Genomic DNA, 22,863 nt, shown 5'->3' with positions numbered 1-22,863 from the left:
CCTTGCAAGATCTGGTAACAAAGAGGCCGAAACGCGGCAATTCGGAGAAATTTGCGTGCAAAATATGACGAACGGGCAGGGACGGCCCTTGAAACGCGGGGCCCATATCCTTGTGCTTGGGAATGAAAAGGGCGGATCGGGGAAATCCACAACGGCGATGCATTTGCTGATGGCTCTGGCGGCTCAGGGGCGGCGTGTGGCGGCGATTGATCTGGATTCCCGTCAGCGCAGCCTGTCGCGTTATCTGGAGAATCGCAGCCGCTTCATTGCGGACAATTCGGTTTCTCTCGAGGTGCCTGTGGTGCATACCATCGCCCGGTCGGAATTGAATTTGGTTGATGCGGCCAAAGCGGAAGAAAAAGAGCGCCTGATGGCGGCCCTTTCGGAATTGCGATCCTCGTGCGATGTGGTGGTGATCGATTCTCCGGGCAGCGATACCAATCTGGCTCGCTTGGCCCATGCGCAGGCCGATACCATCGTGACGCCTTTGAACGACAGCTTTGTCGATCTGGACCTTTTGGCCCGCGTGAACAGCACTAGCTATGAGATCGAAGGCCCCAGCCATTATGCGGAAATGGTTTGGGAGGCGCGCAAGCACCGGGCCATTGCGGACCGCTCGCAAATCGACTGGATCGTGATGCGCAACCGCGTTTCTTCCTTGAACGCCCGCAATAAGGCGCGTGTAGAAAAGGTGTTGGCGGCTTTGGCAAAACGGGTTGGCTTTCGCTTTATCCCCGGCCTGAATGAGCGGGTGATTTATCGCGAATTGTTTTTGAAGGGCCTGACGCTGGTGGATTTGAAAAAAACCGCGGGGCTAGGCGTGAGCCAATCGCTGACCATGAGTCAAGTGGCGGCGCGGAATGAACTGCGCCGGGTGGTGGACGCGTTGAATTTGCCGCCGGTGACAGAGGCGGCTTCTGCTGCGGAATAACCTTTATAGCCATCACATAAAAAGCCTGCGGCGAGTGATCACCGCAGGCTTTTTCTATGGGAGTGCTTGTCGACTGATCTTGGTTCAGACTTTCACACGCTCTCGCTTGTTCATGACCACAAGACCGGTAAGGCCCATAAGGCAGATCAGGAACAGGGCAAGGGTTTGGGGTTCCGCAACGGCGACCAGATTGGTGGACACCACATCGAGTTCAATCCGGAAGTCCCACACGCCACCAAAGCCTAGGCGGGCCATATTCCAGAGTGACCGATAGGTGCCGGGGCCAAGCACAATGTCGGTGAAAGCATGTGTGGCTGTGCCCCCAAGCCAGTTTGCACGAGGGCCAGCAAGGATGGCGCCTGTGGAAATATCCTGAAGAAAGGAGGTGCTTTCCCAATAAAGTATGGGGCCAATAACAGACAAATCTTCAAGAATAAAACGATAGCCCACAAGCTGTGTGCCTTCGGCGATTTCAAAGGAAAAATCATTTACCTTCAGGCAGGGGCTGAAGCCGCGTTCTATCCAGCAGCCGCGTCCCTCAACCACATTGGTTCCCACACCCATGGTCAGGGGGGCATTGAAGCGCAAAAGCCCGTCGATGGCCTCGTCATAGTGAATTGGCGTCGCTTTCGCTTCCAGAGAAGCTGTGAAAAGCGTGACAAGGCTGATCAAAAAAAGAATGGGTCTCATGGGATATCCTATGGTCATATTGCTCATATAAATTATAGCAATTTGAATCTATGTCAGCATTTTTTATGCCAAATGCTGTTTCCTTTTGATTTTACTGAGTTTTATTTTATTGTGCCGCAAAGTTCCTGAGAAATTGTCAAAGATTCAGACAGGAATTTCCCATTTTGAAACACTCTAAAAAGTTTGGCTGGAACTTTTTTATTGGGCCGATTTCCGGTGCCGCCCGGGCTTGGCTTTGCCTTTACCTCCCGGTTTTCTTTTAGCCTTGTCGCGGCCAGCCTTTGGTGCAGTACCGGGTTTATGTGGCCCTGCGCTGTGCTTTTTATAGGGGCGCCCGGATGATGGCTTGCCGTTGCGGTTCGGTTCGTTCACCAGTTCCAGTTTCAGCCCGCCAGAGATGGGTTGCGCTTCAGAAAGCCGCACATCCACCACATCGCCGAGCCGGTAAATCTGACCATGGCGTTGCCCCACCAAAGCATGTTGATGTTCTTCATATTGGTAGAAATCCGAGCCCATGGTGGAGACGGGAACCAGCCCGTCGCCGCCCGAAGGCATCAGGGTGACAAACAGGCCAAAACGGGTGACGCCGGAAATGCGGCCTTTGAAGCTGTGCCCGATACGCCCTGCGAGGAAGGCGGCCAGATAACGGTCCACACTATCGCGCTCCGCTGCCATGGCGCGGCGTTCGGTTTGGGAAATGGCCTCTCCCAAGTCCCCCATCGCATCGACTTCACTATCGTGCAGGCCATCATCGCCAAAGCCAAGCGCGCGAATAAGCCCGCGATGCACCAATAGATCGGCATAGCGCCGGATCGGCGAGGTGAAATGTGCATAGCGCGTAAGGGCAAGGCCGAAATGGCCTTTGTTTTCAGGGCTGTAATAGGCTTGGGTTTGAGAGCGCAGCACCACTTGATTGATCAATATGGCATGGGGGGTATCGCGGAATTTTTCCAATACCTTATTGAACATGCGCGGGCTTAGGATTTGGGAACGGGCCAGCTTATAATCCAATGTGCCAAGGAAGTCGCGCAGGGCTTCCACCTTGTCCATGGCCGGTTCTTCATGCACGCGGTACATGCAGGCCATACGCTTTTGCTCCAGCGTTTCGGCGGCACATACATTGGCCCAGACCATCAGATCTTCGATCACCCGATGGGCACGCAGCGGCACGCGGGGCACGATCTCGGCAATCTCCCCATCTTTGTCCAACAGGATCTTCTTTTCGTCCGATTGGATTTCCAGGGGGGAACGCTCATCCCGGGCTTCGGTGATGGCATCATGGGCGGCATAAAGCGGCTTCAGGACAAGATCCAGCAAAGGGGCCGCTTTGGAGGATGGATTGCCATCCATTGCGCCTTGCACTTCTTCATAGGAAATATTGGCGGCAGAGCGCATCACGCCGCGCACAAAGCGGTGGCGCAGCTTTTGCCCATGCGCATCAAACCACATATGCACCGCCATGCAGGGGCGGTCCTCACCGGGCCTCAAGGAACACAGATCCGTTGACAGTTCTTCGGGCAGCATGGGCACAACCCGGTCAGGGAAATAGGCGGAATTGCCGCGCAGGCGGGCATCCCGATCCAAAGCGCTATTGGGGCGCACATAATAGGCCACATCGGCAATGGCTACGATCACATGCCAGCCGCCCGGATTGGCCGTGTCTGTATCCGGCTCGGCAAATACCGCGTCATCATGGTCGCGGGCATCCGAAGGGTCGATGGTGATCAGCGGGATATCCCGCAAATCTTCGCGGCCATCAAAAGGGGCAGGGCGGGCCGCTCGGGCTTCGGCCAGAGCTTCTTTGGAAAATTCCGTCGGCAGATCGTATTGATGGATAGCAATCAGCGAGATTTGCTTTGTTTGCGATACATCACCATGCCGTTCCACGATGCGGGCGGGCTTCAGGCCCCTTTGCTGGTCGTGGCGGCGTGGCAGCAAATCCGCGGTCACCAGCTCACCATCCAGCGCGCCGGCCACATCGCCTTGATCAATCAGCAATTCATCGCGGGCCTTTTTATCAATGGGCACCACGCGCCCGCCCAGATCACTGCCGTGGAAAACACCCAGCATTTGCTTGGTCGAGCCTTCCAGAACCTTGATGATACTGGCGCTATAGCTTTGCTGGTCTTCCAAAAGCGTGAGCCGTACCAAAGCGCGGTCTCCACGGCCCAAGGCTCTGGTTTTGCCGCGCATCTTGCCGTCGGAGAGATAGATTTTTGGGACAGGCGCATCACTGTGCCAGTTGGCTGGCCGGGCCAGCACATCGCCAAAGGCATCGGGGCCGGTGATGTCCACCACGGTCACGCTGGGCAGCCGCCCCGCAGGACGCAAGGTTTTTGAAGAATCGCGCTCGATCACACCGTCTTCCACCATTTCGCGCAGGCGGTGTTTCAATTCAATGCGATCAGACCCCTTCACCGAAAAGGCGCGGGCGATTTCCCGCTTGGTGATCTTTTCGTCGCTGCTTTCCAAAAACTGCAGAATGTCTGCCTTTGATGGAAGGGTCGATTTTCGGTCGGTCGGGGCCTTGCTCACGTCGTCTCTTTCTAAACAAGGCTGCCCATTTTTCAGGTTTTTTCAGGGACGGCCTTTTTTTGCGTTTTGCTGCTTTTCGCGGGAGCTTTCTTTGCAGAGCCTGCGGCTTTTGCAGCGGGTTTCTTGGCGGCAGTTGCTTTCTTCGTTGTTGTTTTTTTCGCCGCCGGTTTCTTCTTTGCTGCCGTTTTTTTCGCGGCGGGCTTGCCCCCTTTGGCTTCCTTTGCCGCCAATAGTGCCAGCGCTTCATCCAATGTCAGCGCTTGCGGGTCCGCGTCTTTGGGCAGGGTTGCATTTGTCTTTTGATGGTTCACATAAGGACCATAACGACCGTCCATAACACGGATTGGCTTGCCCGTCTCGGGGTGATCGCCAAGGGCTTTTAGCTCAGCTTTTGCCGCGGTCCGGCCTTTGGCATTTTCCGCCAGAGCAGCGATGGCCCTGTTCATGCCGACAGTAAACACCTCTTCGGTGGAACTGAGCTTTCCATAGCTTTTTTCATGCTGAACATAAGGACCATAGCGTCCGATATTGGCGATGATCGGCTGGCCGCTTTCGGGATGCTTGCCCACTTCGCGGGGAAGGGACAGCAGCTTCAAAGCGGTGGGGAGGTCTATATCATCGGCGGACATATCGCGCGGGATCGAAGCGCGGGGCGGCTTTTCACCTTTTTCCACCGCTTCTCCGCGTTGCAAATAGGCCCCGAAACGGCCTGAACGCAAGGTGATCTCTTCGCCGCTTTCAGGGTCGGTTCCCAATATTTTTGGTCCGTCTGCCGCCGCTGTGGCACCGGCATCCGCGCCGCTTTCCGAGAATTGTCGGGTATAGCGGCAGTCCGGATAATTGGAGCAGCCGATAAAGGCGCCGAACTTCCCTGTTTTCAAAGACAGGCGGCCATCTTCACAAGACGGACATTTGCGCGGGTCGGTTTCTCCATCCGTGGATTTGAAGATATAAGGGCCAAGAAAATCGTTCAGCTTTTCCAGAATATCCGTGTTGCGGATGGCCAGAACATCTTCGGTGCGCGGCTTGAATTCACTCCAGAACGCACGCAGAACCGCTTTCCAATCGGCTTCCCCCGCGGAAATATCATCCAGCTGATCTTCCAGCTTGGCGGTGAAATCATATTCCACATAGCGTGCGAAAAAGCTTTCAAGGAAGGCCGTGACCAGCCGCCCTTTATCATCGGGAATGAAGCGCTTTTTCTCCAGACGCACATAATTGCGGGCCGCCAGCACTTCCAGAATCGAGGCATAGGTAGACGGACGCCCGATCCCCAGTTCTTCCAGCTTTTTCACAAGGCTGGCTTCGGTAAAGCGGGGTGGCGGTTCGGTGAAATGCTGGGCCGGATTGACCTTTTCCGCGGTCACATCCTCGCCTTCCTCTACGCGGGGCAGGCGGGCTTCGGCTTCATCTTCTTCATCGTCGCGGCCTTCTTGATACAGCGTCAAAAAGCCATCGAAGGTGATCACGGTGCCGGTGGCGCGCAAGCCCACATCGCCGGAGCGCGACGTCAGATCTATGCTGGTGCGTTCCACATCGGCGCTTTGCATCTGGCTGGCCAGCGTGCGCTTCCAGATCAGTTCATAGAGTTTATATTCGTCATCATTCAGGGCCGCCCGCAGTTTTTGCGGCAGCAAGCCGGGGTCGGTGGGGCGGATGGCCTCATGGGCTTCCTGAGCGTTTTTCGCTTTGGATTTATAGGCCCGGGGCGCATTGGGCAGATATGCCTCGCCATAGCGGGCGGCAATGGTTTGGCGGGCGCTGGCAATGGCTTCGGCGGCAATGGAAACCCCGTCGGTTCGCATATAGGTGATCAAACCGGTGGTTTCGCCGCCCACGGTTTTGCCTTCATAAAGCGTTTGTGCCAACCGCATGGTGCGCGAGGCACCAAATCCCAGTTTGCGCGCCGCTTCCTGTTGCAATGTGGAGGTGGTGAACGGCGGCTGCGGATGGCGCTTGCCGGGTTTTTTCTCCACCGATGACACAGAGAAGTCGCGGCTTTTGATGGCCTCAACGGCGCGCATGGCGCTTTGTTCATCGCCAAGGCTGTAGCGATCGAGCTTTTCCCCGTCCAATGTTACCAGCCGGGCCGTAAAGCCATTGCCCGCCAGCGTTTTTACGGCGGTTTCGACGGTCCAATATTCGCGGGGGACAAATTGTTCGATCTGCAGTTCCCGCTCGCAGATCAGCCGCAGCGCCACCGATTGCACTCGCCCTGCGGAGCGTGCACCGGGCAATTTGCGCCACAAGACCGGCGACAAGGTAAAGCCCACCAGATAATCCAGCGCCCGGCGCGCCAGATAGGCATCCACCAGTTCCTGATCGATATCGCGGGGCGCATTGATCCCCGCCTGAACCGCGCGTTTGGTGATTTCGTTGAACACCACGCGCTTTACCGTCACGTCTTTTAGAACGCGTTTTTTCTTTAAAACATCCAGAACATGCCAGGAAATGGCCTCACCTTCGCGGTCGGGGTCAGTGGCCAGATACAGATGGTCAGCCCCTTTTACGGCAGCGGCAATTTCGGTGAGGCGCTTTTGCGACGCGCGCTCCACTTCCCATTGCATGGCGAAATCCTCGTCAGGGAGCACCGACCCGTCCTTTGACGGAAGGTCGCGTACATGCCCATAGGACGCGAGAACCTTGAAATTGCTGCCAAGATATTTGTTGATCGTTTTTGCCTTGGCGGGCGACTCGACGATAACGACATCCATATTGTGCTTTCCGTCGGTTTCGGCCTTACTCTTATGGGGGCAGGAGCTAAAGGCGTGTTGGGCTGCTGTCAATAAGCAGTGTTAAAAGCTCGTGCCGCAAAGAGCGACTTTTGAACCGGGCAAGCGTTCCACGGTGCCTGCCAGCTCAAGCTCTAAAAGCGCGGTTAAAACGATGCCAATGTCAAGCCCTGCATCGCGGGCCAGATCATCTATGCGGGTTGGTGTCGGGGATAAAAGATCGCGCAATGTCTGTCGGTCCTGTGCGGAAATGTCTTCGGTGACGGGCAGGCTTTGTCGGCCATATGCGGGCCCTTCCGGCTCGGCCAGAGGGGTTTGCAGGCTGGCCAGGGCATCCAGAATATCGGCTGAACTTTCCACCAAAGTGGCGCCGGATTTAATCAAGGTATTGGCCCCTTTTGCCCGTGGGTCCAGCGGTGAGCCGGGGATGGCAAACACCTCGCGGCCCTGTTCGCCCGCCAAACGTGCGGTGATCAAGGAGCCTGATCTTTGCGCGGCTTCCACCACCAATATTCCAAGGGACAGGCCGGAAATGATCCGGTTGCGCTTGGGGAAGTGGCGGGCTTGCGGCTGCACGCCCAAAGGTTCGTCGCTGACCAGAAGCCCTTGTTCCGAAATAGATTTTTGCAGTTCTTCATTTTCGCGCGGATAATAGATATCCAGCCCCCCTGCCACCACGGCAATGGTGCCGCCCATAAGAGCACCTTGATGGGCAGCGGTATCCACGCCCCGCGCCAAACCCGACACCACTGCCACACCGGCTTCGGCCAGATCTTTGGCAACTTTATAGCTTGTTGGCGGCCAATGCTGCTGGCATTGCGCGCCCCCACAATGCCGATGGTGGGCTGGTCTGCCAGATGGCGTGCGCCTTTGGCGATCAAGACCGGCGGGGCATCTTCGGTGGCGGCAAGGCGTGCGGGATAATCGCAATCCCCTAAAATGAGGGCCGTGGCACCAAAGGCATCGATCCGCGCCAGTTCTTTTTCGATCACGGATTTGGACGGGATGCTGAGCGGCTTTTTCCGGCCACCTCTACGGGCCAGATCGGGGATGGCTTCGATGGCCTTCGCCGCCGTTCCGAATTGCGAAATCAGGGCGCGAAATGTGGTTGGCCCAATGCTTTCGGTGCGAATCAGGCGCATACGGGCGATTTTTTCCGCACTATTCAAAGCGGGCACGGTTGATCCGGGGCCAAAGGGCAGGGGAGGCTGTGTGTTCATGCCAGCATGGTCTTCATGGCAGCGGCGATGGTCAATTAAAAGTTGAATATTTTCGGGAAAATCTCCGAGTAAGAAAAGATTTCCATCAGGATTCGGATGTGTCGGTTTTGTCTTTTTTGCCGATCCGGGGCTCTGTTCCTGCAAGGATACGGCGGATATTGGCCTCATGCTTTATGAAGATCGCAATGGCCAAGGCGCCGGTCAGAATAACCGTGGGACTATCGGCAAATATCCATGCATAAAAGGGAGACAGCGCTGCAGACATAAGCCCCGCAAGGGACGACATGCGGAACAAGGCCAGCACAATAAGCCATGTGCTCCCCCAAAGCAGCCCCACAGGCCATGCCAAAGCGCATAAAAGGCCGCCGAATGTGGCCACGCCCTTGCCGCCCTTGAAGCCCAGATAAACGGGATAGAGATGGCCAAGAAAGGCCGCGGCCCCCGCCAGCGGGGCAACATCGGGGGCCAATTTCAAAGCGATCAGATAAGCCAAGGCTCCTTTGCCACCATCCAGAAGCAATGTGGCCAATGCAATGGGCTTGTTTCCGGTGCGCAAAACATTGGTGGCGCCGATATTGCCCGATCCGATTTTGCGCACATCGCCCAATCCGGCCGCTTTGGAAAGCACCAGACCAAAAGGGATAGATCCCAGCAAATAGCCCAGAACAAGGGCCAATAGGCTGTGGACTGTCGGATCGCTCATGGCTTGCCTCCCATAAAAACGGTTTCGCCGGCGATCACCGTGCGTGAAAGCGTGCCTTGAACCGGTTGGCCCTCAAACGGGGTATTTTGGGTTTCCGATAAAAAGTCTTCGGGATTGATGCGCCAAGGACGGTTGAGATCGAACAGGATGAAATCGGCACGGGCACCGGGGGCCAATGTTCCTGCATCCAGCCCTAAAATACGTGCGGGATTGGTGCTCAACATGGCCAGAATCTGCATCAGGTCCACATCATAGCCATGATAAAGCGACAGGCTCAAGGCCAGCAGGGTTTGGTATCCCACCGCCCCATGCGCTGCTTCGGCAAAGGGCAGGCGCTTGTTTTCCTGATCCTGCGGATCATGGGCCGAGCAGATCACATCGATCAGCCCTTCGCGGATTGCTTCAACGATGGCCGCACGGTCTGCTTCCGAGCGTAAGGGCGGCGACAGCTTGGCAAAGGTGCGGTAATCGGCAACGGCGGTTTCATTGAGAATGAAATGCTGTGGCGACACTCCGCAACTCATGGGCAATTCCCGCGCTTTATTCCGCCGGATCGCATCCAGACTTGCGGCGGTGGAAATCTGCGCATGGTGCAGTCGCCCGCCAGTCAGCTCCACAAGGCGTGCATCGCGTTCGATCATCATCACTTCGGCGACGGCAGGAATGCCCGCAAGTCCCAAACGGGTGGCGGTTTCGCCTTCGGTCATCACGCCGTTTTTCGCCAAAGACGGATCTTGTGCATGCTGTATGATGGGGCGGTTGAACAGGCGGGCATATTCCAAAAGGCGGCGCATCATTTGCGAATCGGCAATGGCCCGTCGCCCGTCCCCGAATCCGACAGCGCCGGCCTCGCTCATCAGGCCCAGTTCCGCCATGGAGCTTCCTTGCAAGCCTTTCGTTGCCGCGCCCAGCGGATGTACCATGACACCATTGCTGCCACTGTGCGCCACTTGGGCGATTTTTGCGGCATCATCAAGCGGGACCGATTGGTCGGGTATCAAGACAAGGCGGGTGATCCCTCCGGCAGCGGCGGCGTTAAAATCCGGCTGGAAGCTGTGCATATCCACAAGGCCCGGTGCCAGAATTTGGCCTTTGCAATCGATGATCTCGGTTTCGGGCGGGATAGGAAGATCGGCACCAATGGCGTCGATATAACCATCCACCACCAAAAGCGATCCGGTTTCGTCGCGGCCACAGGACGGGTCCATCAGGCGGGCATTCACATAGGCGGTGCGACTCATCGGGCGTCCCCTTCATCGCAACCACCGCGCAGATGGCGGGTGAGCACATCCATGCACCCCATGCGCACCGCCACGCCCATTTCCACCTGTTCCTCGATGGCGGAATGTTGGAGATCGTCAGCGACCGATGTGGCGATTTCCACGCCCCGGTTCATGGGGCCGGGATGCATCACCAAAACATCGGGCTTGGCGACTTTCAGCTTGGTTTTTGTCAGGCCGTAGAAATGGAAAAACTCTCGCTCGCTGGGAACGAAGGCCCCTTGCATACGCTCTTTTTGCAAGCGCAGCATCATCACCACATCGCAATCGTGCAGGCCTTCGCTCATTTGATTATGCACTTCGACACCCAAGCGTTCGCAGGCTTGCGGGATCAGCGTTGGCGGGGCCACCACGCGCACCCGCGCCCCCATGGCATTAAGCAGATGGATATTGGAACGGGCCACGCGGGAATGGGTGATATCGCCACAAATGGCAATGGTCAGCCCGTGTATGCGGCCTTTGCGGCGGCGAATGGTGAGCGCATCCAAAAGCGCTTGCGTAGGGTGTTCGTGGCGGCCGTCTCCGGCATTGATGACCGCACAATTGACCTTTTGCGACAATAGCGACACCGCTCCGGACTGAGCATGGCGGACCACCAGAACATCGGGCCGCATGGCGTTCAGTGTTTGGGCCGTATCCAGCAGGGTTTCCCCTTTTTTGATGGAAGACGCGCCCACTGAAAAAGACACGGTGTCCATCCCCAATCGCTTTCCGGCGATTTCAAAAGACATCAAAGTGCGGGTGGACGATTCGAAAAACAGATTGATCTGCGTTAATCCGCGTAAAGGCGTATGCTGATGCTGGCGCTTTCTTTGGGCGTCGGCATAACCTTGGGCAATATCCAGAAGATATTGAATCTGTTCCGGGGCCAGCCCTTCAATTCCAAGAAGATGGCGGTGGGGGAACGGGTCGCCGCCGGGCGGATCGATCATCGCCCGAAGATATGGCTCGCGCTCAGGCTTTGGTTCATGTGTCATTTTGCGTCCTGATCCTCGCCGGAGGCTTATAAAAGCGCATGCGTTCAAGAGCAAGAGCCGTTGAAGATGAACATCAGATAACGCGCAGCTTCAGAACCGGTTCAGCGCCGGTCCGCCATTGTGTGTCTCATGGAGATCGCCGAGAACAACAGGAGACGGGCAATGACACATTCAGCAAGCATCCGGGGTGTTTTCAAAAAAAGCGTTTTTGTGGCCGGGCTTTTCGCTTTTCCGGCTTTGGTAGGGCTGCAAGCAAGCACAGCATATGCGGGGCCAAGCCAAAGCCATAGCGAACGGGTAAGCATAAAGGGCGGACAAGCCGGTTATCACCGCACGGCTTATAAAGAGCGCTCTTCCGCCTATTCTTATAGCAAGGCGCAGCACAAGGCGGAAAAGCGGGCTTATAAAGCGAAGAAAAAGGCCCATAAGAAAGCCAGGAAATATAGCAAGAACCGGCGCAACCACCCTGTGCATGCGGGGCGGGGGCATAAAGATCCGCATGGGGCAAAATATGACCAACGGCGTTCGTCTGCCCGTGGGTATTATGTCTCGGCTCCTCATCACGGGCGGCATGTGGCGCATGCCCATGGCCACAAGCAACGGATCTATGATGCTTATCGAGGCGCGTGGTTTTATCGCACCGTACCGTGCAACCATTATCGTTGAGCGATGAAATGCGATGCCGTTGCAGGTGTAAAGGCCCGCAACGGTTTTCTTGTTTGGGTGTAAATTTCCCTCAGTTAAGGTCTTGACGCAGGCCCCAGGACTTCACTATATGAGCGCGCCTGTTCGGTAACGCCCTCAAGGGGGCGCGTTGGCTGTGCCATCATGTGCAAGCCGATGCAGATCGGGGCGGAGTAGCTCAGCTGGTTAGAGCACCGGAATCATAATCCGGGTGTCGGGGGTTCAAGTCCCTCCTCCGCTACCAACAATCACTGTTTGACCCGGGCCGGCCATTTCACGTCATTAATGCTGGTTTGAAGTAAGCTTGGGTTGAAGCTGCGCTAGCTTCTGCGGTTAATTCTTTGTCTGCTTTTCTTTTTGCTGCTTGCGGATGTGCATGGGGTGGCGCGTTGGGGCTGCCGGATGGGCTTTTTCCAAATTTTATCAACGGTTGAAAATCGTATTTTTATGCCGGATGATACGCGCTTCCTCGCTCTGGCGTGAATTTTGGAAAAAGGCCTGGCTGATGAAAGCATCCGATCTTCATGTGAAATGTCTGGAGCGGGAAGGGATCGAACTGATTTTCGGTGTCCCCGGCGAGGAAAATGCCGATTTTATGATGAGCCTGCGCAATAGCTCGATCCGCTTTGTGCTCACCCGCCATGAACAGGGCGCGGCATTCATGGCAGAGGTTTATGGGCGGCTGACAGGCAATCCTGCTGGCTGCTTGGGGACATTGGGCCCGGGTGCCACCAATCTGATCACGGGCGTTGCAGATGGCAATATGGACCGTGCGCCTATGCTGGTGCTGACAGGGCAGGCCGCCACCACCCGCCAGCATAAGGAAAGCCATCAGGTGATGGATGTGGTGGATATGTATGAACCGGTGACCAAATGGGCCGTGTCGGTGCAGCATCCCGATAATATTCCCGAAATGGTGCGTAAGGCGGTGCGCATGGCGCGCGGCGAAAAGCCCGGTGCGGTGCTTATCGAACTGGCCGAGGATATGGCCAAGCGTGAGGCGGGCGAGGGTTGCAAGCCCATGGAGCCGCGCCGGTTCCGCCGTCCGGCCCCCGATGACAAGATCATGGACAATGCGTGGAGACTGATCCGCGCCGCCAAGCACCCCATCATCATTGCGGGGAATGGTACCATCCGCAAACGCGCCTCCAAGCAGTTGCGTCAGTTTTGCGAGGCCACCGGCATTGGCGTGCTCTCTACGTTTATGGCCAAGGGCGCGGTGGATCGGGATGCAGAGCACTGCCTGTTCACCATTGGCTTGCAGCAAAAGGATTATCCTTCCTTTGCCATTGAAGAGGCGGATCTGGTGATTACGCTGGGTTATGATCTGGTGGAATATCCGCCGCGCTTATGGAACCCCGATGGGGACAAATGTATTGTCCATCTGGATTTCCTGCCTGCCGAGATCGATATCCATTATCATCCGCGTGTGGAATGTGTGGGCGATCTGGCCCATGCCTTGTGGATGCTCAATGAGCGGGTTGCCCGCGATGGTCCCGGCGATCATGATTTCAGCTTGCAGCGCCATATGCGGGCCAAAATGCTCGATGATTTCGCCGTTCATAAAGATGATGATACCGAAGGCTGTATTCGCCCGCAAAAAGCCCTGTGGGATGTGCGGGAAGCCTTGGGCCCCAATGATCTTTTGCTATCGGGTGTGGGGGCGCACAAAATGTGGATCGGCCGTTACTACCAGTGCAATGAACCCAATAGCTGCATTATTCCCAATGGCTTTTGTTCTATGGGTCTGCCTTTGCCCGGGGCCATTGCCGCCTCCCTGATCCAAAAAGACCGCAAGGTGCTCGGCATCGCAGGGGACGGTGATTTCATGATGAATGTGCAGGAAATGGAAACCGCGCGGCGGCTGGATTGCGATCTGACCATGCTGGTGTGGGAAGATGGTGGCTATGGGCTGATTTCATGGAAACAGGAAAACGAATTTGGCACGCATACGGACCTTTCCTTCAACAATCCGGATTGGATGACCTTGGCCAATGCTTTTGGCTGGCAAGGGCAATATGTGAAAAATGCGCGCGATCTGCGTCCGGCGCTGGATAAAGCCTTGGCGCATAAGGGGCCGTCTTTGGTGGTGATGCCGGTGGATTACCGCGAAAACAGGCTTTTGACAAAACGGCTGGGCGAGATTGAAATCACCATATAGGAGCGTGTCATGTTGAAAGACAGCTACCCCCTTTATCTCGCCAATGAGCCCGTAATGACGGATGAGTCTCTGGAGGTTCTGGATAAATACTCCGGCAAGATGGCAACGAAAGTGGCGCTGGCTGGCCCCAGAGAAATCGAGGCGGCGATCCAGGCCGCCCATGATGCCGCCCCCGCCATGGCTGCCCTTAAAAGCTATCAGCGCCGTGCTGTTCTGGAGCATTGTGTGGCGCGCTTTCGGGAGCGGGCGGAAGAACTGGCCGAGGCATTGTGTATCGAGGCGGGGAAACCCATCAAGGATTCCAGAGGCGAAGTGGTGCGCCTTATTGAAACCTTCCGGGTGGCCGCAGCCGAAGCCGAACGCATTGAAGGGCGGGTTTTGTCCCTTGATAATCACGAGCGGGCGGCGGCCTATTTCGGTATGACCAAACGGGTGCCTATCGGTCCTGTTTCCCTGATTACGCCATTCAATTTCCCTCTCAATCTCACCGCCCATAAAGTGGCTCCAGCCATTGCGGCGGGCTGTCCCTTCGTGTTGAAACCGGCTGAGAAAACCCCCATCGGTGCGCTGATTATCGGTGAAATTCTGGCCGAAACGGATCTTCCGAAGGGGGCGTTTTCGGTGCTCACCTGTATGGTGGAAAATGCCGGCCCGTTCACGAAGGATGATCGCTTGAAGCTGTTGAGCTTTACAGGGTCCGACAAGGTGGGGTGGATGCTGAAAGGGCAGGCGGGCAAGAAGAAAGTGGTGCTGGAACTGGGTGGCAATGCCGCCTGTATCGTTGATGAAACGGCGGATATTGCCGATGCCGCCGAGCGCATTGTTTTTGGTGCTTATTATCAATCGGGGCAAAGCTGTATCAGCGTGCAGCGTATCCTTGCCCACAAAGATATCTATGCGGATTTGCGCCAGGCACTGGTTTCCAAGGTGAAGAATCTGGTGGCGGGCGATCCGCGGGATGAAAAAACCTTTATCGGTCCGGTGATTTCCAAAGGAGATGGCGAGCGGCTGAAATCATGGATTGATGCGGCGGTAAAAGGCGGGGCTAAAATATTGGCGGGCGGTAAGCGCGACGGTGTGATGGTAGATGCGACCTTGCTGGAAAGCCTGCCCAAAGACTGTGATCTATATCGCAAGGAAGCCTTTGGTCCGGTGGCGGCTATGGAAGAATTTGCGGATTTTGACGAGGCTTTGACCCGCGCCAATGACAGCCCTTATGGCCTGCAGGCGGGTGTGTTTACCCGCGATATTTTGCGCGCCCATCGGGCTTGGGACCGTCTGGAAGTGGGGGGTGTGATCATCAATGATGTGCCGTCATGGCGGGTGGACCATATGCCCTATGGCGGGGTGAAGGACAGCGGCATTGGCCGTGAAGGGTTGACTTGGGCCATCGAGGATATGACGGAAGTGCGCTTGATGGTGCTGCGCCGCACCGACGAGGATTAAGGCGTGTCCCTTAACAACACGGTGCGAAGCTGTTTGCATCGGCCATCGACCACCAACGGGCATAAGGTGTGTCCTTTGGTGCATGGAGAAGGCTGTTGGGCGCGATAAAATCGTAAATCTTATCGGCGGAATTCACGAGATTTTCACTGACCCGTACCCGCAAATGATGCGGGCGAAGCTGGGACGGATGATCCAGCCCGGCGGAGGCTACATAATGGGCAAGGGCATGGATGGTGTTCTTGTGGAATTGATAGCAACGCGGGCCTTTGTCGGCGACCACAAGTCCGGCCTGTCGCCAGTGATTTTGTGTTGCAATGCCGGTGGGGCAGCGGTCGGTGTGGCATTTTCGGGTTTGGACACAACCCAAAGAGAACATGAAGCCTCTGGCGGCATTGCACCAATCGGCCCCAAGGGCGAGATTGGCCGCCATCATATGCCCATTGGTGATTTTTCCGGCAACGCCGATGCGGATTTTATCGCGCAAGCCAGTGCCGATCAGGGTATTGACCACGAAAACCAGCCCCTCGCGCAAGGGGGTGCCCACATGGTCCGATAATTCTATGGGGGCGGCGCCGGTTCCGCCTTCTGCCCCATCCACAACGATAAAATCCGGGGCGATGCCGGTTTCCAACATGGCTTTGGTGAGCGCCAGAAACTCCCAGCGATGTCCCAGACACAGCTTGAATCCCACCGGCTTCCCACCCGATAAATCCCGCAATTGGGCCAGCCAGTGCATCATGCTTTTGGGGGTATCGAATGCTGTGTGGCTGGGCGGCGAAATCACTTCTTTCCAAGGCTCCACCCCGCGTGTCTGGGCGATTTCCGGCGTGACCTTGGGGCCGGGCAGCACGCCGCCATGGCCGGGCTTGGCCCCTTGGTTCAGCTTTACCTCGATCATCTTTACCTGATCGTTTTGCGCCTTTTCTGCAAAGGCATGCGGATCGAAATGACCGTCTTTGGTGCGGCAACCAAAATAGCCGGTGCCGATTTCCCACACCAGATCGCCCCCGTGCTTCTGGTGATAAGGGGAGAGCCCGCCTTCGCCGGTATCGTGGTAAAACTCGCCCATTTTCGCGCCAAGATTAAGCGCTTCGATTGCATGGGCCCCCAAAGATCCGAAGCTCATGGCCGAGATATTGAGAAGTGAGGCGCTATAGGGTTTTTTACAAGCCTCTCCGCCGATATTCACGCGGAAACAGTCCGGATCGGGATGCTTTGCATTGATGGCGTGATTGATCCATTCATAGCTCGGTGAATAGAGGTCCATCTTGGTGCCAAAAGCCTGCAGCGCTTCGATATTTTTTGAGCGTTGATAAACCAGCGCCCGTTCGTCATGGCTGAAAGGGCGGCCTTCATCATCGGCGATGAACAGATATTCCCGCAGATAAGGCGCAGCCATTCAAAGAACCAACGGATATGGGCGCTGACAGGATAAAGCCGCAAAAGGGAATGATCCTTTGCAGCAGATCCCAAAGCCCCAAAAGCATCAAAGGCCCCAATGCGACCAACGGCCATAGCCAATGGGGCGAGAGCAGCCATCCCAAAACAGCGCAGGCTATAGCGCCCAGAAAAATCAGCGCCAAGGGAAGATACCGCATGATGTTCAGCCTTTCCGATCCATTGCCCCTTTGTGTAGGGAACAATCAGGACACCGGAAAGGCAAGCCCTTCTTGGGGCGGGGTTTTTATTCCGCGTCGAAATCGGTGAATGTTTTGCCTTCTTGCGCCAGTTTTTGAAGCAAGGGGGCGGGCGTCCACCAGCGTGTGCCCACCGTTTCTCCAAACTGTTTGATCCTGTCGCAAATCTTGTCAAGGCCGCGCTGGCTGGCATAAAACATCGGGCCGCCACGCCAACGGGGAAAGCCATAGCCATAAAGATAGGTCACATCGATATCCGATGCGCGCATGGCGATGCGGTCTTCCAAGAGACGCGCCCCTTCATTCACCAAAGACAAGATGCAGCGATCAACGATTTCCTCATCGGATATGGTCCGCCGTGTGATGCCTGCCTTTTGTGCCTCTTCTTCAGTAATCTTATCGATAGCCGGATCGGGGAGAGGGGTGCGATTGCCTGCTTCATAACGATAGATTCCGGCACCGGTTTTCTGGCCCTTCCGGTCCATTTCCACCAGCCGGTTCATCACCCGGTAAGCATTGGGATCAAAGCGGCTTGCGGGGAATTGTTTGCGCAGCATATAGCCAATATCCATCCCCGCCATGTCGATCATCTGTAATGGCCCCATGGGATAGCCGAAATCGCGAATGGCTTTATCAATCTGCTGTGGGGTCGCGCCTTCCAGCATCAACAGCCCCGCTTCACGCAAATAACCTTCCAGCATCCGGTTGCCGATAAAGCCGTGGCACACACGGGCGATCACCGCGATCTTGCGGATTTTCTTGGCCAGAACCATGGCCGTTGCCAGCACGTCCGGAGCGGTTTTTTTGGCCTCCACCACTTCCAGAAGTTTCATGATATTGGCCGGTGAAAAGAAATGCAGGCCTAAAATATCGGCCGGACGACCGGTGACGGAAGCGATGTCATCCACATTCAGATAGCTGGTATTGGTGGTCAGTATCGCGCCCTTTTTCGCCACCTTGTCAAGGTCGCGGAAAATGGATTTTTTCACCTCCATCTTTTCAAACACCGCTTCGATGATGATGTCGGCTTCTGAAAGGGCGGCCATATCCGTTGTGATGGAAAACAGCGCCCCTTGTGTGGTGTGGGCGGCCTTATCAATGCGTCCGCGCGCCAGATTTTCATCAAGGCTTTTATGGATGCTGTTCTGGGCGCGTTTCAACGCATCTGCATCCCGCTCGATCATGGTGACATAAAGGCCTGCGCCAAGACATGCCAAAGCAATACCGCAACCCATGGTGCCGCCGCCGATAATGCCAATCTGGTTGAAAGGGCGCGGCGTGGCGTTTTGGGCGTGCTTTGGCAAGCGGGCGGCCTTGCGTTCGGCGAAAAAGGCATGTTGCAGGGCCTTGGATTGTGGGCTTGCCATACAGGCACCAAGGATTGCCCGTTCTTTGGCCGCGCCATCTTCAAAGGGCAGGGTCAGTGCCGCTTCCAACGCATCAATGGCCTTTTGCGGCGCTAGCACGCCGCGCATTTTCCTGGTGGCGTCTGCCCGCGCCTTGGCCAACAGATCCGCTTCCGATCCGTTTTGGGGCACCTCCATCTGCGACAGGCGGCGCGGCGCTGTGCCGTCTGTTATGATCTTGTCCGCATAAGCGATGGCGGCCCGGGGCAAGGCATCGGCGTCGCCTTTCACCAGATCGTCCACAAGGCCCGCCTGATGGGCTTTTGGGGCCGTGATGGGCTTGCCAGAAACAATCATTTCCAAGGCCAATGGCAAGCCCACAAGGCGGGGCAGGCGTTGGGTGCCTTGGGCGCCGGGAATGATGCCCAAGGTTACTTCTGGCAGCCCGAGTTTTGCACCTTCATGGGCAATGCGGAAATGACAGGCCAGAGCCAGTTCCAGCCCGCCGCCCAATGCGGTGCCGTGAATGGCGGCAATCACGGGCTTATGGCTTTGCTCCAAGGCGTTGATGACCTGAGGAAAGCCGGGGGATTTTGGGGCTTTCCCGAATTCGGTGATGTCGGCACCGGCCATGAAGGTGCGGCCTTTGGCGATCAGAACAATGGCGGCGATATGACCATCGGCATTGGCAGCGTTTATCTGTGTGATAATGCCTTCACGCACCGCTTGGGAGATGGCATTGACCGGCGGATGATCCACTGCGATGACGCCGATACGGCCTTGTTTATGCAGTGATACGGTTGACATGACAGTCTCCAATCTTTCAGGCAAGCAAAGAACGATTGTCCTTGAGCGCCGACATCAAAGCGTCGAAATCCGCATGGGAATTATAAAAATGTGGCGACACCCGCAGATTGCCGTCCCGGCACGAGGTGATCACATTGCGTTCGGCCAATGCCGCCACCAGCTTATGGTCGTTGGTGGATTTTACGGCGATCATCGCTCCGTGTCGATCGGGGCTTTCCGGGGTCATCAGCGTGCCGCCCATGGCTTTGATCTCGTCGATGAATCGTGATGTCAATTCCCGCACATGGCTTTGGATATTGCCGACACCTGCTTCAAGGATCATGTGCAACCCCGCTTGGGCCGCATAAAGCGCCGGAATGGGCGGGGTGCCGCTTTCAAAGCGCCGGGCATTATGGGCGGGGATATGATGATGCATGTCCATGGCGTGCACATCTTCCTGCGCAAACCAGCCGGTGGCATAGGGGTTGAGCGTTTTTAGATGATCTTTGCGCACATATAAAAAGCCGACACCTGCGCTGGATAGCAGATATTTTAACACGCCCGAGATCAGGATATCCACATTCAGCGCCCGCACATCGATGGGGATGGCCCCTGCAGCCTGAGAGGAATCGAGGATGACCATGGCGCCCCGTTCATGGGCAAGGCGGATGATCCGTTCCACTTCGTTCATGGCCCCGTTGCGGTAACAGATATGGGCGATGGAAACGATCTGGGTGCGGTCGTCGATCAAGCGTTCATATTCGGAAAACGGCACGGTTGTGCCCTGTTGGCGGGCATGAACCACTTCATAGCCACGCCCTTCCTGCGCCAGCCAGATCTGGCCAACGGTGGGAAATTCAAAGTCGCTCAGCACCACCTTGTTGCGTGTGGATGTCGGCTGCATGGCGCTGATCACTGCATTCAGCCCCGCCGAGGCCGAGGTGGTGACGGCGATTTCATCGGGTTCGGCATGGATCAGCTGTGCACAAAGATCGCGTACGGCTTCGTTCTTGCCAACGAATTCCTCCCAATCCGCCCCTTTGCTGAAGCGGCTATCGAGATAAGCCTGATAGGACGCCGCCACTTCAAGCGACAAGGCGCCATAAGAGCAGCTATTGATATAGGCTTTGTGCTCAAAAATCGGGAAATGGCTGCGGATGTCATCAAACATGGCTTATCCCAAAATCAAAATGGCAAGAATGGCGATGGGTGCAATGATGCGCAAAAAGAACCGCCACAGGGTGATCAGATGTTTGGAGCGGGCCAGATCGGCACCGATCAGGCTGCGCGGCAAGGCCCAACCCACAAAAAGCGCGATCAACAGGCCGTTGATGGGCAATAACAGATTGGAAATGCTGTAATCCAATATGCTGAAAATCGTGCGCGTTTCCCAGCCGGGAAGGAAAGATAGCAGATACACACCTGCCCAATCATTGAAGGACAACGCCGCCGCCGCCCCCACAAGCCACGCGGCAAAGCCTGCAAGAACGGCGCCTTTCCGGCGGGTCAGGCCGCGGCCTTCAAGCCATGAAACGACAGGCTCCAAAGTGGCGATGCCGGTGGTAAAGGCGGCGAAGAACAGCAAGATGAAAAACGCACTTCCCACAAAATACCCGCCGGTCATTTGATCGAATGCGGTGGGTAGGGCCACAAAGACCAGGCCCTCACCGCCCGCGGTTTCCAGCCCGAAGCTGAACACGATGGGGAAGATGGCCAATCCCGCCAAAATGGCCACGGCGGTATCGGCGATGCAGATTTGCGCCGCCGCCAAGGGCAGATTGGCTTTTTCGTCCAGATAGGCTCCGAAGGTCATTAATGCGCCAATCCCTACCGCCAGCGAGAAAAAGGCCTGCCCAACGGCAGCCAGCACGCTTTCCCCTGTCAGTTTTGAAAAATCGGGAGCCAGCAAAAACTGTGCGCCTTTTTGAAAGTCGCCCTCCAAAAAGCCATAAAGCACCAGCCCGATCAGCAGGATAAACAAAGCAGGCATCATGATTTTGGCTACCCGTTCGATACCGGAGCGGATGTTGAACGACACCACATGGGTCACAGCCAGCATGAACAGGAAATGCAGCCCCAAAAGTCGCGCCGGAGAGGCTATCAGATCATCAAAGCGCTGCTGATATTGGGCGGGATTATCATAGCCGAAACCGCCGCTTGCGATAAAAGACAGCAGATAATCCACCACCCATCCCGCCACCACGGAATAATAGCCGATGCCGATAAAGGGGATGAAAATGCTCAAGGCCCCGATGATACGCCACGCCTTGTTTGCCCCAGCTTCGCCAATGACGCGGGCAATGGACAATTCGGCATTGGACCGTCCGTGCCGTCCAATGGCCAGTTCTGCCAGCATGATGGGAAAACCGATCCCCGCCACGGCCAAAAGATAGATCACCACAAAGGCACCGCCGCCATTGTCTGCGGCAACAAAGGGAAACCGCCATAAATTTCCCAACCCCACAGCCGCGCCGGCGGCGGCCAGAACAAATGTCAGGCGCGAAGACCAGCGCTGCGCGGCGACGGCATTGATGGGCGCACCCTTAGACATGCGCGCGCTCTTGTTTGCGGTTAAGCGTTATCATCGTTTTGCCCCCATAAATAAAGCTGTTCAGTAATTGATAGCCGGGCTGCCTGCGGGATAAAAGGCTCCCATCAGCCGCATACCGCTTTCGCTGGTGCATTCCAGCGAATGAAGTTGTTTTTTGGGTAGGAAAATCACATCGCCGGGCTTTACAGCGGCGCGGGCATTTTCTGTCCACATAAAGCCCTCGCCACTGAGAATCGTGATGGCTTCTTCATAAAGATGCCGGTGGGCTGCCGCCCGTGACCGGGGGATCTCGCCGATAAACTGCGTCACCTGCTTTGATCCCATATCTTCGCCCACAAGCACTTGGTAAAACCGGTCGGCCATGGTCTGTCTTTTGGCCGGGTCCATGGCCATCATGCGCTGGGGAATGCGGTCATCAAATATGTCCGGCATGGTATCAAGCGGCGTTGGTTCGGGGCCGGTGGGGCAAATCACACAGGAAAGTTCGATGGGGGTATCGGATAAGGAGCGGGCATGAAAACCTTCGCCGGGGCGCACATAAAACCCGGTTTGCGGTCCTGCCTTGAATATTTTCCCACCGATGGTGATGTGGGCCGATCCCTGGTTCAAAAACAGGACCATTTCACTGCCTTCGACCGTCAAGGCCTGGGCATCGGGGCCGGGTTGAAGCAAAAACTGCGATAAAAATCTGGCCCCGTCACGGCCTGCTATCACTGGCCGTATCTGCCAGCCCCCCACATGATGGGCTGTGGTCTTTGTTGGCGTTACCACATAGCAGCCGCCATCAAGCACCGCCTTGCCCTTTTCATCGGGCGGTATGATGGGCAGGGACGCGCTGGCGGCAATGTCTTCTGGGCTGGCTTCTTCATAGCTATCGTCCAGAGCATTGTGCGAGCCATCGCAAAACGGTGGGTTTTTGGTTTGCTTACAGGCGCAAAACAGCACCTCTTCGCCATCTTTTTGCGCTTTATAGATCAAGGGTTCAAAGCCGGTGCCATTATGGGAGCCATCACAAAAGGGCTGGGATTTGCTGAGGCCGCATTGGCACCAGAAATAGGCTTTTCCCTTCCGTTTCAAGGTAACGAGACAGGGTTTCTTGGCGGCGATATGGGGCGTACTCATCGGATTGCCTTTATTACAGGAAGGCACCGCCGGTTGGCGAGACATGCCTGCGGGCGGTGCCA

General features: G+C 56.2%; 17 protein-coding genes, 1 tRNA gene and 1 pseudogene. 5 read left to right on the top strand and 14 right to left on the bottom strand.

Annotated features, from left to right (window positions below):
• Window positions 1–64 precede the first annotated feature (64 nt).
• On the top strand, window positions 65–931 hold the full coding sequence (locus JCM17844_RS09010) for a division plane positioning ATPase MipZ (RefSeq protein ID WP_150000685.1): 867 nt from the start codon (window positions 65–67) through the stop codon (window positions 929–931).
• 84 nt (window positions 932–1,015) lie between these two features.
• Here the strand turns inward: JCM17844_RS09010 and JCM17844_RS09005 are convergent, their stop codons facing one another.
• The 8 genes and pseudogenes from JCM17844_RS09005 to JCM17844_RS08975 form a co-directional block, all read right to left on the bottom strand.
• Entirely contained in the window at window positions 1,016–1,621 is a 606-nt protein-coding gene (locus JCM17844_RS09005) for a hypothetical protein (RefSeq protein ID WP_150000642.1), read from the bottom strand.
• 198 nt (window positions 1,622–1,819) lie between these two features.
• Window positions 1,820–4,156 carry a ribonuclease R gene (gene rnr / locus JCM17844_RS09000; protein WP_150000641.1) on the bottom strand — a complete coding sequence of 779 codons (2,337 nt, stop codon included), beginning with the start codon at window positions 4,154–4,156 and terminating at the stop codon, window positions 1,820–1,822.
• Window positions 4,157–4,188: 32 nt separating this feature from the next.
• Window positions 4,189–6,870: a type I DNA topoisomerase gene (gene topA, locus JCM17844_RS08995; RefSeq protein ID WP_150000640.1), complete on the bottom strand. Its 2,682-nt coding sequence runs from the start codon at window positions 6,868–6,870 to the stop codon at window positions 4,189–4,191.
• A gap of 81 nt (window positions 6,871–6,951) precedes the next feature.
• The gene (locus tag JCM17844_RS14935; RefSeq protein ID WP_235898966.1) at window positions 6,952–7,248 is read right to left on the bottom strand and encodes a DprA-like winged helix domain-containing protein; all 297 of its coding nucleotides are present in this window, start codon (window positions 7,246–7,248) and stop codon (window positions 6,952–6,954) included.
• A gap of 27 nt (window positions 7,249–7,275) precedes the next feature.
• Window positions 7,276–8,030, bottom strand: a pseudogene (gene dprA / locus JCM17844_RS14930) (DNA-processing protein DprA); the annotation flags it as partial.
• 163 nt (window positions 8,031–8,193) lie between these two features.
• Window positions 8,194–8,811, bottom strand: a complete 618-nt coding sequence (gene plsY / locus JCM17844_RS08985; RefSeq protein ID WP_150000639.1) for a glycerol-3-phosphate 1-O-acyltransferase PlsY — start codon at window positions 8,809–8,811, stop codon at window positions 8,194–8,196.
• The gene (pyrC, locus tag JCM17844_RS08980) at window positions 8,808–10,052 is read right to left on the bottom strand and encodes a dihydroorotase (RefSeq protein WP_150000638.1); all 1,245 of its coding nucleotides are present in this window, start codon (window positions 10,050–10,052) and stop codon (window positions 8,808–8,810) included. Before pyrC ends, plsY begins: the two co-directional genes overlap by 4 nt.
• Entirely contained in the window at window positions 10,049–11,068 is a 1,020-nt protein-coding gene (locus tag JCM17844_RS08975; RefSeq protein ID WP_150000637.1) for an aspartate carbamoyltransferase catalytic subunit, read from the bottom strand. The genes pyrC and JCM17844_RS08975 overlap by 4 nt, the downstream gene beginning before the upstream one ends.
• A 162-nt stretch (window positions 11,069–11,230) precedes the next feature.
• Between JCM17844_RS08975 and JCM17844_RS08970 the strand changes: the two genes are divergently transcribed.
• From JCM17844_RS08970 to JCM17844_RS08955, 4 genes are all read left to right on the top strand, one after another.
• Window positions 11,231–11,734 carry a hypothetical protein gene (locus JCM17844_RS08970; protein WP_150000636.1) on the top strand — a complete coding sequence of 168 codons (504 nt, stop codon included), beginning with the start codon at window positions 11,231–11,233 and terminating at the stop codon, window positions 11,732–11,734.
• Window positions 11,735–11,919: 185 nt separating this feature from the next.
• Window positions 11,920–11,996 (top strand) — tRNA-Met (locus tag JCM17844_RS08965).
• A gap of 261 nt (window positions 11,997–12,257) precedes the next feature.
• On the top strand, window positions 12,258–13,913 hold the full coding sequence (locus tag JCM17844_RS08960) for an acetolactate synthase large subunit (RefSeq protein WP_210431684.1): 1,656 nt from the start codon (window positions 12,258–12,260) through the stop codon (window positions 13,911–13,913).
• A gap of 9 nt (window positions 13,914–13,922) precedes the next feature.
• On the top strand, window positions 13,923–15,359 hold the full coding sequence (locus tag JCM17844_RS08955) for an aldehyde dehydrogenase family protein (protein WP_150000635.1): 1,437 nt from the start codon (window positions 13,923–13,925) through the stop codon (window positions 15,357–15,359).
• 10 nt (window positions 15,360–15,369) lie between these two features.
• Here the strand turns inward: JCM17844_RS08955 and JCM17844_RS08950 are convergent, their stop codons facing one another.
• From JCM17844_RS08950 to JCM17844_RS08930, 6 genes are all read right to left on the bottom strand, one after another.
• On the bottom strand, window positions 15,370–16,758 hold the full coding sequence (locus JCM17844_RS08950; RefSeq protein ID WP_210431682.1) for an FMN-binding glutamate synthase family protein: 1,389 nt from the start codon (window positions 16,756–16,758) through the stop codon (window positions 15,370–15,372).
• Entirely contained in the window at window positions 16,715–16,957 is a 243-nt protein-coding gene (locus JCM17844_RS14925) for a hypothetical protein (RefSeq protein ID WP_210431681.1), read from the bottom strand. The genes JCM17844_RS08950 and JCM17844_RS14925 overlap by 44 nt, the downstream gene beginning before the upstream one ends.
• 86 nt (window positions 16,958–17,043) lie before the next feature.
• Window positions 17,044–19,149 carry a 3-hydroxyacyl-CoA dehydrogenase NAD-binding domain-containing protein gene (locus tag JCM17844_RS08945; protein WP_150000634.1) on the bottom strand — a complete coding sequence of 702 codons (2,106 nt, stop codon included), beginning with the start codon at window positions 19,147–19,149 and terminating at the stop codon, window positions 17,044–17,046.
• A 16-nt stretch (window positions 19,150–19,165) separates the two neighbouring features.
• Window positions 19,166–20,299: an aminotransferase class V-fold PLP-dependent enzyme gene (locus JCM17844_RS08940; RefSeq protein ID WP_150000633.1), complete on the bottom strand. Its 1,134-nt coding sequence runs from the start codon at window positions 20,297–20,299 to the stop codon at window positions 19,166–19,168.
• A gap of 3 nt (window positions 20,300–20,302) precedes the next feature.
• Complete coding sequence (locus tag JCM17844_RS08935) at window positions 20,303–21,679, bottom strand: sodium-dependent transporter (protein ID WP_150000632.1); 1,377 nt, start codon at window positions 21,677–21,679, stop codon at window positions 20,303–20,305.
• Window positions 21,680–21,739: 60 nt separating this feature from the next.
• Complete coding sequence (locus JCM17844_RS08930) at window positions 21,740–22,801, bottom strand: CDGSH iron-sulfur domain-containing protein (protein WP_150000631.1); 1,062 nt, start codon at window positions 22,799–22,801, stop codon at window positions 21,740–21,742.
• Between the last annotated feature and the right edge of the window lie 62 nt (window positions 22,802–22,863).

It is taken from the genome of Iodidimonas gelatinilytica (assembly GCF_008579125.1).
GTDB lineage: Bacteria > Pseudomonadota > Alphaproteobacteria > Sphingomonadales > Rhodothalassiaceae > Iodidimonas > Iodidimonas muriae.
This window is presented reverse-complemented; position numbering and strand designations above follow the sequence as displayed.